This is a genomic window from Streptomyces sp. CA-210063, from assembly GCF_024612015.1.
Lineage (GTDB): Bacteria > Actinomycetota > Actinomycetes > Streptomycetales > Streptomycetaceae > Streptomyces.
Map to the genome: position 1 here is coordinate 3176833 of NZ_CP102512.1, position 14461 is coordinate 3191293.

The following is a 14461-nucleotide window of genomic DNA, read 5'->3' on the forward strand; positions in this document are numbered from 1 at the left end:
CCCGAACGTCCTAGGGGTCCCTTCAGGGTCGAGATCCCCCTCTGGGACCTGTTCCGTCCACCCATCGGACGGTTACCGTCACCCCGTGGCAATGTTCCGACTTCAAGGCAGCAAAGTGCTGGCCGTCGACATGACCGGGGACGCCGTGAAGGCGAAGAACGGCTCGATGGTCGCCTACGACGGCCAGATGACGTTCAAGAAGCTGAGCGGCGGCGGTGAGGGCCTGCGCGGGATGGTGACGCGGCGCCTCACCGGCGAACAGATGACGTTGATGGAGGTGACGGGGCAAGGGACCTGCTGGTTCGCGGACCGGGCCTCCGAGATCAACCTCGTGAATCTTCAGGGGGACAAGCTGTACGTGGAGTCGAGCAATCTGCTCGCGACGGACTCCGGGCTGCGGACGGGCACGAGCTTCACGGGGCTGCGCGGCGCCTCGCAGGGCAACGGCCTGTTCACCACGACCATCGAGGGCCACGGCCAGGCGGCGATCATGTCCGACGGCCCGGCGGCGGTGCTGCGGGTGAGCCGCCAGTACCCGCTGACGGTGGACCCGGGGGCGTACATCGCGCACCAGGGCGATCTCCAGCAGTCCTTCCAGTCCGGTGTGACGTTCCGCACGTTCATGGGCGAGGGCGGCGGCGAGGCCTTCCAGATCCGCTTCGAGGGCGACGGACTCGTCTATGTCCAGCCCAGCGAGCGCAACACGGTGGCGGGAGACGTGTGAGATGGCCTTCCGTGAGATCAACTCGAAGATGATCGAGGCGACCGTGATGCCGGGCCAGCGGCTGTTCAGCCAGCGCGGCGCGATGCTCGCCTACAAGGGCGAGGTGTCCTTCACGCCCAACATGCAGGGCGGCCAGGGCGGCATCGCGTCGATGATCGGCCGCCGGGTGGCGGGCGAGGCGACCCCGCTGATGACCGTCGAGGGCAGCGGCACGGTCCTGTTCGGGCACGGCGGTCACCACATCCAGGTGATCAACCTGACCGGCGAGACGCTCTACGTCGAGGCCGACCGCCTGCTGGCCTTCGACGGCACCCTCCAGCAGGGCACGATGTTCATGGGCTCGCAGGGCGGCGTCATGGGCATGGTCCGGGGCCAGGTGACGGGCCAGGGCCTGTTCACCACCACCCTGAAGGGACACGGAGCGGTCGCGGTCATGGCGCACGGCGGGGTCATCGAGGTCCCCATCACCCCCCAGCGCCCGGTCCACGTCGACCCGCAGGCGTACGTGGCGCACCACGGCGACGTACGCAACAAGCTGTCCACCGCGCTCGGCTGGCGCGACATGGTGGGCCGGGGCTCCGGCGAGGCGTTCCAGCTGGAGCTGAGCGGCAGTGGTGCGGTGTACGTCCAGGCCTCGGAGGAGAAGCTGTGAGCATGTACGGGGCTCCGGGCGCCAGCCCGACCGTCTTCGACCCGATGACGCTGCCGTCCGACGACAACGTCAACAACTACACCTTCTGCGTGGAGCTCAAGGGGAGCCAGTGGTTCCTGCAGAAGGGCAAGATGATCGCCTACTACGGCCAGATGGACTTCAACGGCATCGGACACGGCCGTCTCGACCGTCTCGTCCGTACGTCGTTCCATTCGCCTCTGCACGCGAGCGACTGGGTCGTCGCCGAGGGCTCCGGCAAGATGCTCCTCGCCGACCGGGCCTTCGACGTCAATTCGTACGACCTCGAAGAGGGCAACCTGACCATTCGCTCGGGCAACCTCCTCGCGTTTCAGCCAAGTCTCGCGCTGAAGCAGTCGATCGTTCCGGGCTTCCTGACCCTGATCGGAACGGGCAAGTTCGTGGCGGCCTCCAACGGCCCGGTGGTGTTCATGGAACCCCCCATCCGGGTCGACCCGCAGGCCCTGGTCGGGTGGGCCGACTGCCCCTCGCCGTGCCACCACTACGACCACGGGTACATGACGGGGCTGATGGGCGGCCTACGTGCGATGACGGGGGTCGGCGGCGCCTCCGGCGAGGAGCACCAGTTCGAGTTCGTCGGGGCGGGCACGGTCCTGCTCCAGTCGTCCGAGACCCTCATGGCCGAGCAGGCCACGGGCATGGTCCCGCACGAGCCGGGCGTACCCGGCGGCGGTGGGGTACCCGGTCACCACGGACAGCCGGCGGGCGCACCGCGCCTTCCCGGACAGCTGGGGGACCTCCAGCGTCGCTTCGGGCTGTGAGCGGTAGTCTGCGGAGTGTGACATCGAACGTGTGCACGTTGTCATGCTCCAACCCGTAAGACGCCCTACGTGCACGACCCGTCCTGTCCGTACGACCGCACCATCACAACCCTCACTAGTTCACCTTTCAACATTTTAGGTAGACTTCATTCATGGAGACCGAAACGGCCACGCGCTGGCTGACCGATGCGGAGCAGTGCGCCTGGCGCACCCATCTGGACGTCAACAGGCTGCTGACGCATCAGCTCGAAAGGGATCTGCAGCCGTTCGGCCTGACAATGAACGACTACGAGATCCTGGTGAACCTCTCCGAGTCGGAGGGCCGGCGGATGCGGATGAGCGACCTCGCCGCTGCCACCCTCCAGTCCAAGAGCCGCCTCTCGCACCAGATCACCCGCATGGAGAACGCGGACCTGGTGCGCCGGGAGAACTGCGAGTCCGACCGGCGCGGACTGTTCGCCGTGCTGACGGAGCACGGCATGGAGACGATGCAGCGGGTCGCGCCGCACCATGTGGCGTCCGTGCGGCGGCACTTCATCGATCTGCTGCCGGAGGAGGCGCTGGAGGAGCTGCACAAGTCGCTGGCGCCGATCGCGGAGCACCTCCGGAGCCACCGCGGTAAACCGTAGCGCTCCGCTGGGTTGGCCGGAGTAGCGCCGGGGGACTGCGGATCGGTTTTCGGCTGCGGGTCGACCGTGGCTGGTCACGCAGTTCCCCGCGCCCCTCAAGTGCTCGGGGGGTGCAGAGGCAACCTCAGCTCGAACAGGGCTCCTCCGCCGGGGGCGTCCCCGACCGTCAGGGTGCCTCCGTGACGGGTGGCGATGTCTCTGGCGATGGCCAGGCCCAGGCCCGCGCCGCCGTCGTCCCTCGCCCGGGACTCGTCGAGGCGGACGAAGCGTTCGAAGATGCGGTCGCGGTCGGCCTGGGGGACGCCCGAGCCGTCGTCGGCGACCTGGAGGACGGCCCCCTCGGCGTCGGTGCGCAGGGTGACGGCGACCCGGTCGCGGGCGTGGCGGCCGGCGTTGTCCAGGAGGTTGCCGAGGACGCGGCAGATCTGGTTGCGCGAGCCGCGCAGTTCCACGGACTCGACGCTGTCCAGGGTCACTCCGCCGCGGGACGACACCTCTTCCCGTACGACCTTCGCCAGGTCGAAGCGCGCGTTGGGCGGTGGCCGCTCCCCCGCGTCCAGGCGGGCGAGCAGCAGCAGGTCGGCGGCGAGGCTCTGCAGTCGCACGGTGTCCTCGACCGCGCCCTCCAGATCCAGCAACTCCGGGTGCGCCGCGCCCACTTCGAGCTGGGTCCGCAGGGACGCGATCGGGCTGCGCAGCTCGTGCGAGGCGTCCGCGACGAACGCGCGCTGCCGCTCCACCGAGGTCTCCAGCGCCGCCAGCGTCTCGTTGGTCGTCCGCGCCAGCCGGGCGATCTCGTCGTGCGTGTCCGGCTCGGGGACGCGGCGCGAGAGATCCTCGGAGGCGGTGATCGCACCCATCTCGGAACGGATGCCCTCGACGGGGCGCAGAGCACGGCCCGTGACGACGTAGGTGGCTCCGCCGACGGTGAGCAGGAGCAGGGGGAAGCCGATCAGCATGGTCGTGAGTGCGGTGCTGACGGCGTCCTTCTCGGCGGACAGGGGCGAACCCGCGTAGATGGTCAGGGTGACGTCGGCGCGGGTGGTCGCCTTCACCGCGGCGAACCGGTACTCCTCGGTCTCCCCGTCGGTGGTCGCGGTGCCCTCGCCGAGCAGCACGGGCTCGGAGAGCAGGCCGACGGCGGGAATGCCGCCTCCGGACGACTCCTCGTCGTCCTCGTCGTCGTCCGTGGTGGACAGGGCGCCCGCCCGGGCCTCCGCGCTGTCCGGAAGGACGATGTTCTCCAGTTCCTCGCCCGCCGCGACCACCTTCCCCCGCTGGTCCACGATCTTGACGGGGGTCTCGTCGCCGTCGTCCAGGTCCAGATCGGCGTACGCGATGCTGCCCGCCACCTGCCGCCCGACCTCAAGGGCATCGGACTTCGCATGGGTGTTCGCCTGGCCGATCAGGTTGGACCGCAGCGACAGCAGCACGGCCGCGCCCGCCGCGACCAGGGCGATGGCGACGACCAGCGTCGCGGCGAAGGTCGCGCGGGCCCGGACCGAGCCGAAGAAGCGCTTCATGGCCGGGCCTCCAGGCGGTAACCGGCGCCGCGTACGGTCTTGATGAGTCCGGCGCCGAGTTTGCGGCGCAGGGTGCTGATGTAGACCTCGACGATGTTGGGGTCGCCGTCGTAGGCGAAGTCCCAGACGTGTTCGAGGATGTCGGCCTTGGACACGACCTCACCGGCGCGCACGACGAGGTGTTCCAGGACCGAGAACTCCTTGGTGGTGAGGGCGACTTCGTCCTCGGTGAGGAAGACGCGGCGGGCGGCGGTGTCGAGCTTCAGGTCGCCGACGACATGCACGGGCGAGGCGCCGCCGGCCGGGCCCCGGCGCCGGAGCAGGGCCTTCACACGGGCGACGAGGACGACGTACGAGAACGGCTTGGTCAGGTAGTCGTCGGCGCCCGTGTCGAGGCCCTCGGCCTCGTCGTACTCGCCGTCCTTGGCGGTGAGCATCAGGATCGGCACGTCGTGCCCGGCGGCACGCAGGGCGGCGCACACGCGGTAGCCGTTCATGCCGGGCAGCATGATGTCGAGGATCACGAGGTCGTACGACCCCTCGCTCGCCCGATGCAGGCCCTCGATCCCGTCGTGGACGACGTCCACGGCGTACCCCTCGGCCGTCAGCCCCTTGGCCAGCGACACCGCGAGCCGCTTCTCATCTTCCACGATCAACAGGCGCATGCGCACAGCTTGGCAAACCCAACCTGAAGACGGCTTCAGGGGCCTTCAGGCCGGCTTCAGAGTCGGTCGGGCAGATTGGTTCCCGTCGAAAGCACCCGGCAGCTGACAAGCCGGTCTCTATCAGTCGTCATCTGGAGGAAACCCATGAAGCGCAACATCGTCATCGCCACCGTCGCGGTCGCGGCCCTGATCGGCGGCGGCACCGCGACCGCCCTCGCGGTCACGGGCGACGACGAGGCGCCGGTGAAGCGGGCCGGCGTGCAGGTGTCGGACGATGAGAGGAACGAGGCCGCGGACGACACCGACGGCGAGACCGGCGGCAAGAACGAGGACAAGAACGACGCGGACGACGACGACACCGGCACGGACGCCCGGGACTCCGCGGACGACACAGACGACGCGGACGACGCGGACGACAAGGCCGAGGACTCCGCCGAGGCGAAGGCCGCGGACGTCACGGCCGCCGACGCCATAAACGCCGCGCTCAAGCACCGGGCCGGTACGGCGGTCTCCGCCGACCTCGACGACGAGGGCACGAACCTGGTGTGGGACGTCGACATCCTGACCAACGGCGGCAAGTGGTACAGCGTCCAGATCGACCCCGGCACCGGCAAGGTCCTCGGCTCGCACGCGGACCGGGACGACGACGGTGACGACGCCGCAGAGACCGAGCAGATCCGGGCCGCCCTGAAGGGCAGCTCCGTGACCGCCGCGGAGGCCGCCGAGGCCGCAGCCGCCCAGGGCACGGTGACCTCCGTGGACCTCGACGAGGAGAGCGAGGACAAGGCCTGGGAGGTCGACACCACCGCCGCCGACGGCACCGGCAGCGACTGGAGGGTGAACCCGGACTCCGCCAAGGTCACCGCCGACCGCTCGAACGACTGACCCCCTCGCAGGCCGCAGACCCGCCGAACCACCAGCCTTCCCCACCCCCACAGGTAGGGGCACCCGACACCGGGTGCCCCTACCGGCGTTCCACGATTCCGACTGCCGCTTCATGGCCGCCTGTACGAGTCGGTCGGGACCCGCTCATCGCAGTTCGCGAGCTCCCTCCACCGTGCTCTCCTCCGGCCCCACCGCGCGGCTCCGCCGCCTCCCCAGCCCCACGGCGGTCGCCGCGAGCAGGGCGGTCGCGCCCGCGAGGGCGAAGCCGAGGGGCGGCGAGAAGTGGGCGACCAGGAGGCCCGAGGTGGCCGCACCCGCCGATATTCCGGCGTTCACGGCCGTGTTGACCCAGGCACCGGCCTGGGTGCGGGCGCCGGAGGGGGCGGATGCGTCGGCGACGAGGTACGCGGTGGTCAGGGCCGGGGCGACGAAGAGGCCGGCGCAGACGATGGCGCCGGTGAGAGTGGCGAGGTCGGGGGCGAGTCCGGCGCCGACGAGGGCCAGGCCGAGGCCCGCCGTCAGCAGCGACAGCCGTACGCGGGCGCCGGAGCGCCACTCGACCACGCCGTACAGCAGGCCGCCCACGGCGCTCCCGGCGGACAGCGCGGCGAAGATCCAGGCCACCACGTCGTCACCGTGCCCCCGCTGTTCGGCGAAGGCCAGCACCAGCAGGTCGAGCGCCCCGAGCGACAGCCCGACCCCGCCGGCCGCGACGACGGGTGACACGATCCCGGCCACCACGCGCGGCTTCCGTACGCCGGTCGCCTCCTTCGGCGCGGGGACGCGGCCCGGCATACGCGCCACGGCCGGGGAGGTCACGAACCCGAAGGTCCCCGCCACCACCAGCACGGCGCCCATGAGCACGGCGGCGGCCGGAGCGGCGAACTGCACCACCCCGCCCACCACCAACGGCCCCGACACGAACAGCAGTTCCTCCGCGACCCCGTCGAGGCTGTACGCGCGCCGCAACAGCCCCCGGTCCACGGCGATCTCGCTCCACACCGTTCGCATCGTCGGCCCGAGCGGAGGCGTGCAGGCGCCCGCCGCCACCGCGACCGCCCCCAGCACCGGGCCCGACGCCCCCGGCCGCCAGCTCGCCACCGCCAGGGTGCCGAGCAGCACGGCGTAGAGCGAGGCCATCGGCGGCAGTGCCCGGCGTGGGCCGTACCGGTCGACGAGCGCCGCCCTCGCCGGCGACAGGAAGACACTGGTGGCCCCGAACAGGGCCATGACGGTGCCGGCGACGGCGTACGAGCCCGTCGTACGGGTCACGGCGAGCAGTACGGCGATCGGCACCATGCCGTAGGAGAGCCGGCCGACGAGTACGGCGGCGAAGGTGCGGCGGGCGTACGGGATGCGGAGCACCGCGGCGTACGAGGGCCGCGGGGAGGTCGCGGACATGCGAAAGGTTCCTCACGTGGAGGGGATAAGGGGACACCGAAGTCCCGCGTGCCGACCGGCCGCGGGAGCGTTCGCCCTCTACGCAAAGTGATGGAACACGCCGCCAAATTAGCAGCCCGCGATAGAGCCAGGGGGGTGAAGTTCGTGGACGGGTGCGGGTGGGTGGGGGCTGGTCGCGCTCACCCCTCCGTCAGACCCGCCACCAGCTCGTCCGCCGCCCGATACGGATCCAGCTCCCCCGCCACGATCCGCTCGGCCAAAGAGCTGAGGCGGCGGTCGCCATGGAGGTCCCCGATGCGTTCACGGAGCGCGGTGACCGCGATGGTCTCCACCTCATGCGCGGCCCGGGAACGGCGGCGCTCCGCGAGGACCCCACGCTCCTCCATCCACGCCCGGTGCTTCTCCAGCGCCTCGACGACCTCGTCGATCCCCTCCGCCCGCGCGGCCACCGTCTTGACGATCGGCGGCCGCCAGTCACCGGGACCACGGGACTCACCCAGCCCCAGCATGTGGTTCAGCTCCCGCGCGGTCGCGTCGGCCCCGTCCCGGTCGGCCTTGTTGACCACATACACGTCACCGATCTCCAGGATCCCGGCCTTGGCCGCCTGGATGCCGTCACCCATGCCCGGCGCCAGCAGCACCACGGACGTGTCCGCCTGGGAGGCGATCTCCACCTCCGACTGGCCGACACCGACCGTCTCGACCAGCACGACGTCACACCCGGCGGCATCCAGCACCCGGATCGCCTGCGGGGCGGCCCACGCCAGCCCACCCAAATGGCCGCGCGTCGCCATCGAACGGATGTACACACCGGGATCGGAGGCATGCTCCGACATCCGGACCCGGTCGCCGAGCAGGGCACCACCGCTGAAGGGCGACGACGGATCCACCGCCAGCACCCCCACCCTCTTCCCGGCCCGCCGGTACGCGGTCACCAGCGCCGACGTGGACGTGGACTTGCCCACGCCGGGCGAACCGGTGAGGCCGACGACGTACGCCCCGCCCGTGAGCGGAGCCAGCGCCGCCATGACCTCGCGGAGCTGCGGGGACGCCCCCTCCACCAGCGAGATCAGCCGGGCGACGGCCCGGGGCCGCCCTTCCCTGGCCTGTGCCACCAGCGTGGGGACGTCCTGCATCACAGCTCCGTTCCGAGTAGCCACGTACACCTGAGAACTGAAGGCCTCAGGCCTTGGGTACCCGCACGATCAGCGCGTCACCCTGCCCGCCGCCACCGCACAGCGCGGCCGCGCCGACACCTCCGCCGCGCCGCTTCAGCTCCAGGGCGAGGTGGAGGACGAGACGGGCGCCGGACATACCGATGGGGTGCCCGAGGGCGATCGCCCCACCATTGACATTCACCTTTTCGGAGGACACGCCGAGGTCCTTCATTGACTGTACGGCGACCGCGGCGAAGGCCTCGTTGATCTCGATGAGGTCGAGGTCCGCCACGTCCAGGCCGTCCTTCTTCAGGGCGTGCTGGATCGCGTTCGACGGCTGCGACTGCAAAGAGTTGTCCGGTCCGGCCACGTTGCCGTGGGAGCCGATCTCGGCCAGCCACGCAAGGCCGAGCTCCTCCGCCTTCTCCTTGCTCATGACGACCACGGCCGCCGCGCCGTCGGAGATCTGCGAGGCGGAACCGGCCGTGATCGTGCCGTCCTTGGTGAAGGCCGGCCGCAGCTTGCCCAGCGACTCGGCGGTCGTCTCACCGCGGATGCCTTCGTCCTGGCTGAAAACGACCGGCTCACCCTTGCGCTGCGGGATCTCGACCGGCGTGATCTCGGCGTCGAAGAGGCCGTTCTTCTGGGCGGCGGCGGCCCGCTGGTGGGACAGGGCCGCGATCTCGTCCTGCTCGGGGCGCAGGATGCCGAGACGCGTGTTGTGCTTCTCGGTGGACTCGCCCATGGCGATGTTCTCGAAGGCGTCCGTGAGCCCGTCGTACGCCATGGCGTCGAGCATCTGGATCGCCCCGTACTTGTAGCCCTCACGGGACTTCGGGAGCAGGTGGGGGGCGTTGGTCATGGACTCCTGACCGCCGGCCACCACGATGTCGAACTCGCCGGCACGGATCAGCTGGTCGGCGAGGGCGATGGCGTCGAGGCCCGAGAGACAGACCTTGTTGATCGTGAGCGCGGGCACGCTCATCGGGATGCCCGCCTTGACCGCGGCCTGGCGCGCCGGGATCTGCCCCGCCCCGGCCTGGAGCACCTGGCCCATGATCACGTACTGCACCTGGTCGCCACCGATCCCCGCACGGTCGAGGGCGGCCTTGATCGCGAAGCCACCGAGGTCGGCTCCGGAGAAGGACTTCAGCGAACCGAGCAGCCGTCCCATGGGCGTACGGGCACCGGCGACGATCACCGAGGTCCTGCCGTTGGATCCAGTCATGAGGTGCGATCCCCTTCCAGCTTGCACAGCCGAGGAGTGAACGAGGGTTTACTTCGAATGTACTGAGTGGCACTCCGTGCCGTCACCGGGCTGTCAGTGTGATCGCTGGCACGTTGCGTAACCATGCGCGGAGCGGTGCACTGACACCATGCTGACGCGAATCGACCACATCGGGATCGCCTGCTTCGACCTCGACAGGACTGTCGAGTTCTACCGGGCCACCTACGGCTTCGAGGTGTACCACTCCGAGGTCAACGAGGAGCAGGGCGTGCGCGAGGCCATGCTCAAGATCAACAGCACGGACGACGGCGGCGCCTCCTACCTGCAACTCCTGGAGCCGACCCGCGAGGACTCCACCGTCGCGAAGTGGCTGGCCAAGAACGGCGAGGGGGTCCACCACATCGCCTTCGGTACGGCAGACGTCGACGGCGAGGCGGCCGCGATCAAGGACAAGGGCGTACGTGTCCTGTACGAGGAGCCGCGAGTCGGTTCCATGGGGTCACGGATCACGTTTCTGCATCCCAAGGATTGCCATGGCGTACTGACAGAACTGGTCACTTCGGCGCCAGTTGAGTCACCTGAGCACTGACCCCCGTACATATGGGCCGGTAGGGTTGGGGTCGGCCGTCGCCTTCGAGGGGGACGGCCCGGGTCCTGCCGCCTTCCGAGGAGCGGGATCCAAGGGCGTCGCGGAGATCCATCAGCGGTCGCCCTAGGGCCGGGGTCCAGGTTTCGGGGGACGAGGGTGAGGGCGGCAGCCCGTGCTCCGCCGTTGATCTGACACCATTCCCCGGGAGCCCCGTTCGCCGGTTGGACGGAGCTCATTTGCCAGAGGTTGCGACCAGGGGACGGATGGGACCGCGCAGTGCGGGGCTACGAACGCCAGGAGCGAGAGCCGGCGGCTGACGTCGACCACCTCTCTCGGTTCGAGGCCGAGATGGAGCGGCTGAAGACCGAGCGGGAAAAGGCGATTCAGCACGCCGAGGACCTCGGCTACCAGGTCGAGGTGCTGCGCGCCAAGCTGCACGAGGCGCGCCGCACCCTCATGTCCCGGCCCGCCTACGACGGGGGCGACCTCGGGTACCAGGCCGAGCAGATGCTCCGCCAGGCCCAGATGCAGGCCGACCAGCTGCGCGCGGACGCCGAGCGTGAGCTGAGCCAGGCCCGGGCGCAGACCCAGCGGATCCTCCAGGAACACGCCGAGCAGGCCGCGCGGCTCCAGGCGGAGCTGCACCAGGAGGCGGTCACCCGCCGCCAGCAGCTCGACCAGGAGCTGTCCGAGCGCCGGCAGACCGTCGAGTCGCACGTCAACGAGAACGTGGCGTGGGCCGAGCAGCTGCGGGCCCGCTCCGAGCAGCAGGCCCGCCGCCTGGTCGACGAGTCGCGCGCGGAGGCCGAGCAGGCGCTGGCCGCCGCCCGCGCCGAGGCCGAGCGGCTGGCCAATGAGGCCCGGCAGCGGCTGCAGAGCGACTCCGAGGCCGCCCGCTCCGAGGCCGACCAGATCCTGCGCCGTGCCCGCGCCGAGGCCGAGCGGCTGCTGAACGCGGCGTCGACGCAGGCCCAGGAGGCCACCGAGCACGCCGAGCAGCTGCGCTCCTCCACGGCCACCGAGTCGGACTCCGCCCGCCGCCAGGCCTCCGAGCTGAGCCGGGCCGCCGAGCAGCGCATGACGGAGGCCGAGGCGGCGCTCCGGGAGGCGCGCGCCGAGGCCGAGAAGCTGGTCACGGAGGCGAAGGAGAACGCGGCCAAGGCCCTCTCCAGCGCCGAGTCGACCAACGAGCAGCGCACGCGTACGGCGAAGGAGCAGGTCGCCCGGCTGGTCGAGGAGGCCACGAAGGAGGCCGAGGCCACCAAGTCGGCCGCCGAGGAAGTCGTCGCGGACGCCCGGGCCGAGGCGGAGAAGCTGCTGGCCGAGGCGGCCGAGAAGGCCCGCTCGATCACCGCGGAGGAGTCCGCCTCCCAGCTCGCCAAGACGGCCAAGACCGCCGAGGACGTGCTGAACAAGGCGTCCGAGGAGGCCAAGAACACCACCAAGGCCGCCGCCGAGGAGGCCGAGCGCATCCGCGCCGAGGCCGAGGCCGAGGCGGACCGGCTGCGGGCCGAGGCCCACGACATCGCCGAACAGCTCAAGGGCACGGCGAAGGACGACACCAAGGAGTACCGCGCCAAGACGGTCGAGCTGCAGGAGGAGGCCCGCCGGCTGCGCGGCGAGGCCGAGCAGCTGCGCTCCGACGCGGTGGCCGAGGGCGAGCGGATCCGGGCCGAGGCCCGGCGCGAGGCCGTCCAGCAGATCGAGGAGGGCGCCAAGACCGCCGAGGAGCTGCTCGCCAAGGCGCGGACGGACGCCGACGAGCTGCGGCAGTCGGCCACCACGGACAGCGAGAAGGTCCGCACGGAGGCCATCGAACGCGCTTCGACGCTGCGTCGGCAGGCCGAGGAGACCCTGGAGCGCACCCGCAAGGAGGCCGAGCGGTACCGCGCCGAGGCCGCCGAGCAGTCCGAGGAGCTGAAGGCCGAGGCCGAGCGTGCCGTCCGCGAGGTGCGGGAGGAGACCGAGCGCGCCATAGAGGCCCGCAAGGCGGAGGCCGCCGAGGAGCTGGCCCGGCTGCACACCGAGGCGGAGACCCGCCTCGCCTCGGCCGAGGAGGCGCTCGCCGACGCCCGCGCCGAGGCCGAGCGGATCCGCCGCGAGGCCGCCGAGGAGACCGACCGGCTGCGTTCCGAGGCCGCCGAGCGCATCCGGACGCTCCAGGCGCAGGCCGAGGCCGAGGCCGAGCGGCTGCGCGACGAGGCCGCGTCCGACGCGTCGGCGTCCCGCGCCGAGGGCGAGGCCATCGCCGTACGTCTGCGGTCGGAGGCCGCGGCCGAGGCGGAGCGGCTGAAGTCCGAGGCGCAGGACACCGCCGACCGGGTCCGGGCGGAGGCACAGGCCGCGGCCGAGCGCCTCGCCACGGAGGCCTCGGAGACGCTGGCCGCCGCGCAGGAGGAGGCCCTCCGGCGCCGCCGCGAGGCCGAGGAACTGCTCGGCGCGGCCCGGCAGGAGGCCGACCAGGAGCGCCGGCAGGCCCGCGAGCAGAGCGAGGAGCTGCTGGCCTCGGCGCGCAAGCGCGTGGAGGAGGCCCAGACCGAGGCCGTACGGCTGGTCGAGGAGGCCGAGCGGCGCGCCATGGAGATGGTGTCGGCCGCCGAACAGCACGCCCAGCAGGTGCGGGAGTCCGTCGCCGGGCTGCACGAGCAGGCCCAGGAGGAGATCGCCGGGCTGCGCAACACGGCCGAGCACGTGGCGGACCGTATGCGCAGGGAGGCGGAGGAGGAGTCCGACCGGGTCCGCGCCGACGCCTACGCGGAGCGGGAGCGGGCCACGGAGGACGCCAACCGTGTCCGCCGCGAGGCCCGGGACGAGACGGACGCCGCCAAGGCGCTCGCCGAGCGCACGGTCGCGGAGGCCATCGCCGAGGCGGAGCGGGTGCGCTCGGACGCCTCCGAGCACGCCCAGCGGGTCCGTACGGAGGCCTCGGACACCGTCGCGCGGGCCGACCAGGACGCCTCGCGCACCCGGGCGGAGGCCCGGGACGACGCCAACCGCATCCGTTCGGACGCGGCCACCCAGGCCGACACCCTCATCACCGAGGTGACGGCCGAGGCGGAGCGGCTGACGCGGGAGACCAACGAGGAGGCGGAGCGCGTACGGGCCGAGTCCGTCGCCAAGGCCGATCAGTTGGTCGGCGAGGCCACCGACGAGGCCGAGCGGCTGCGGGCCGAGGCCGCCGAGACGGTGGGCTCCGCGCGGCAGCACGCCGAGCGGGTACGGGCCGACGCCGAGCGCGCGCGGGCCGAGGCGGAGGCGGAGGCCGACCGGCTGATGGCACACGCCCGCGAGGAGGCCGACCGCACCCTCGACGAGGCCCGTACGGCCGCCAACAAGCGGCGCTCCGAGGCCGCCGAGCAGGTCGACAAGCTCATCACGGAGACGGCGGCCGAAGCCGACAAGCTGCTCACCGAGGCGCAGGCCCAGGCGCAGAAGATGACGGCGGACGCCGAAGGTCAGGCCGACTCCATGGTCGGCGCGGCCCGCCAGGAGGCCGACCGGCTGGTCTCCGAGGCGACCGTCGAGGGCAACTCCACGGTGGAGAAGGCCCGTACGGACGCCGACGAGCTGCTGGTCGGGGCGCGCCGGGACGCGACCGCGATCAGGGAGCGGGCGGAGGAACTGCGCGACCGCATCACGGCCGAGATCGAGGCGCTGCACACGCGGGCCCGCCGCGAGGCCGCCGAGACGATGAAATCCACCGGCGACCGCTGCGACGCGCTCATCAAGGCCGCCGAGGAGCAGTTGGAGAAGGCGACGGCTAAGGCCAAGGAGATCGTTTCCGAGGCGAACTCCGAGGCCGGCAAGGTCCGTATCGCCGCGGTGAAGAAGGCCGAAGGACTCCTGAAAGAGGCCGAGCAGAAGAAGTCCACGCTCGTCCGCGAGGCCGAGGAACTCAAGGCCGAGGCGATCCGTGAGGCCCGCCGTACGGTCGAGGAGGGCAAGCGCGAGCTGGAGGTGCTGGTCCGCCGCCGCGAGGACATCAATGCGGAGATTTCCCGTGTCCAGGACGTCCTGGAGGCGTTGGAGTCTTTTGAGGCCCCGTCGGGCGGCAAGGACGGTGGAGTCAAGGCGGGTGCCGCGGCGGGTGCGACCCGATCGGGTGGCAAGTCGTCAGACGGCTAGCGGTGCCGGATCGTTACGGGTATCTTCCCGCACCGCCTGCGGCGCTACAGACACCAATTTGTGCTCGTTCTGTGCTTGTCAGG

12 protein-coding genes are annotated in these 14461 nt (G+C 71.2%); 7 read left to right on the forward strand and 5 right to left on the reverse strand.

What is annotated here, in order from left to right; genetic code table 11:
• Positions 1–91 precede the first annotated feature (91 nt).
• The 4 genes from JIX56_RS13505 to JIX56_RS13520 all read left to right on the forward strand — a co-directional run bounded on the left by JIX56_RS13505 (position 92) and on the right by JIX56_RS13520 (position 2805).
• Positions 92–724, forward strand: a complete 633-nt coding sequence (locus JIX56_RS13505) for an AIM24 family protein (RefSeq protein ID WP_257550841.1) — start codon at positions 92–94, stop codon at positions 722–724.
• A gap of 1 nt (position 725) precedes the next feature.
• Positions 726–1376 carry an AIM24 family protein gene (locus JIX56_RS13510; protein ID WP_033529327.1) on the forward strand — a complete coding sequence of 217 codons (651 nt, stop codon included), beginning with the start codon at positions 726–728 and terminating at the stop codon, positions 1374–1376.
• Positions 1377–1378: 2 nt separating this feature from the next.
• Entirely contained in the window at positions 1379–2176 is a 798-nt protein-coding gene (locus JIX56_RS13515; protein ID WP_257550843.1) for an AIM24 family protein, read from the forward strand.
• Between the two features lie 152 nt (positions 2177–2328).
• Positions 2329–2805: a MarR family winged helix-turn-helix transcriptional regulator gene (locus JIX56_RS13520; protein WP_257540523.1), complete on the forward strand. Its 477-nt coding sequence runs from the start codon at positions 2329–2331 to the stop codon at positions 2803–2805.
• A gap of 95 nt (positions 2806–2900) precedes the next feature.
• Here the strand turns inward: JIX56_RS13520 and JIX56_RS13525 are convergent, their stop codons facing one another.
• Entirely contained in the window at positions 2901–4328 is a 1428-nt protein-coding gene (locus JIX56_RS13525; protein WP_257540525.1) for a sensor histidine kinase, read from the reverse strand.
• Positions 4325–4993 (reverse strand): response regulator transcription factor, encoded by a 669-nt coding sequence (locus tag JIX56_RS13530; protein WP_257540526.1) that lies wholly within the window; start codon positions 4991–4993, stop codon positions 4325–4327. Before JIX56_RS13530 ends, JIX56_RS13525 begins: the two co-directional genes overlap by 4 nt.
• 144 nt (positions 4994–5137) lie before the next feature.
• On the opposite strand from JIX56_RS13530, the gene JIX56_RS13535 reads away from it, so the two are divergent.
• Entirely contained in the window at positions 5138–5878 is a 741-nt protein-coding gene (locus tag JIX56_RS13535; RefSeq protein WP_257540528.1) for a PepSY domain-containing protein, read from the forward strand.
• Between the two features lie 144 nt (positions 5879–6022).
• Here the strand turns inward: JIX56_RS13535 and JIX56_RS13540 are convergent, their stop codons facing one another.
• The 3 genes from JIX56_RS13540 to JIX56_RS13550 form a co-directional block, all read right to left on the reverse strand.
• A complete protein-coding gene (locus JIX56_RS13540) occupies positions 6023–7279 on the reverse strand; it encodes an MFS transporter (protein WP_257540529.1) in 1257 nt (418 codons plus the stop codon).
• A 179-nt stretch (positions 7280–7458) separates the two neighbouring features.
• Positions 7459–8415 carry a methylmalonyl Co-A mutase-associated GTPase MeaB gene (meaB, locus tag JIX56_RS13545; RefSeq protein ID WP_257540531.1) on the reverse strand — a complete coding sequence of 319 codons (957 nt, stop codon included), beginning with the start codon at positions 8413–8415 and terminating at the stop codon, positions 7459–7461.
• A 46-nt stretch (positions 8416–8461) separates the two neighbouring features.
• Positions 8462–9664, reverse strand: a complete 1203-nt coding sequence (locus JIX56_RS13550) for an acetyl-CoA C-acetyltransferase (protein ID WP_257540533.1) — start codon at positions 9662–9664, stop codon at positions 8462–8464.
• Between the two features lie 148 nt (positions 9665–9812).
• Here JIX56_RS13550 and mce point away from each other — a divergent pair, with 148 nt between their 5' ends.
• A complete protein-coding gene (gene mce / locus JIX56_RS13555) occupies positions 9813–10253 on the forward strand; it encodes a methylmalonyl-CoA epimerase (protein WP_257540535.1) in 441 nt (146 codons plus the stop codon).
• A gap of 276 nt (positions 10254–10529) precedes the next feature.
• Positions 10530–14378, forward strand: coding sequence for a polarized growth protein Scy (gene scy, locus JIX56_RS13560; protein ID WP_257540537.1), 3849 nt, complete (start codon positions 10530–10532; stop codon positions 14376–14378).
• The last annotated feature ends 83 nt before the right edge of the window (positions 14379–14461 follow it).

Bases quoted from the DNA above. Each gene is read 5' to 3' on its own strand.
- JIX56_RS13505 (WP_257550841.1), top strand. From the start codon at position 92: ATGTTCCGACTTCAAGGCAGCAAAGTGCTGGCCGTCGACATGACCGGG.
- JIX56_RS13510 (WP_033529327.1), top strand. From the start codon at position 726: ATGGCCTTCCGTGAGATCAACTCGAAGATGATCGAGGCGACCGTGATG.
- JIX56_RS13515 (WP_257550843.1), top strand. From the start codon at position 1,379: ATGTACGGGGCTCCGGGCGCCAGCCCGACCGTCTTCGACCCGATGACG.
- JIX56_RS13520 (WP_257540523.1), top strand. From the start codon at position 2,329: ATGGAGACCGAAACGGCCACGCGCTGGCTGACCGATGCGGAGCAGTGC.
- JIX56_RS13525 (WP_257540525.1), bottom strand. From the start codon at position 4,328: ATGAAGCGCTTCTTCGGCTCGGTCCGGGCCCGCGCGACCTTCGCCGCG.
- JIX56_RS13530 (WP_257540526.1), bottom strand. From the start codon at position 4,993: ATGCGCCTGTTGATCGTGGAAGATGAGAAGCGGCTCGCGGTGTCGCTG.
- JIX56_RS13535 (WP_257540528.1), top strand. From the start codon at position 5,138: ATGAAGCGCAACATCGTCATCGCCACCGTCGCGGTCGCGGCCCTGATC.
- JIX56_RS13540 (WP_257540529.1), bottom strand. From the start codon at position 7,279: ATGTCCGCGACCTCCCCGCGGCCCTCGTACGCCGCGGTGCTCCGCATC.
- meaB (WP_257540531.1), bottom strand. From the start codon at position 8,415: ATGCAGGACGTCCCCACGCTGGTGGCACAGGCCAGGGAAGGGCGGCCC.
- JIX56_RS13550 (WP_257540533.1), bottom strand. From the start codon at position 9,664: ATGACTGGATCCAACGGCAGGACCTCGGTGATCGTCGCCGGTGCCCGT.
- mce (WP_257540535.1), top strand. From the start codon at position 9,813: ATGCTGACGCGAATCGACCACATCGGGATCGCCTGCTTCGACCTCGAC.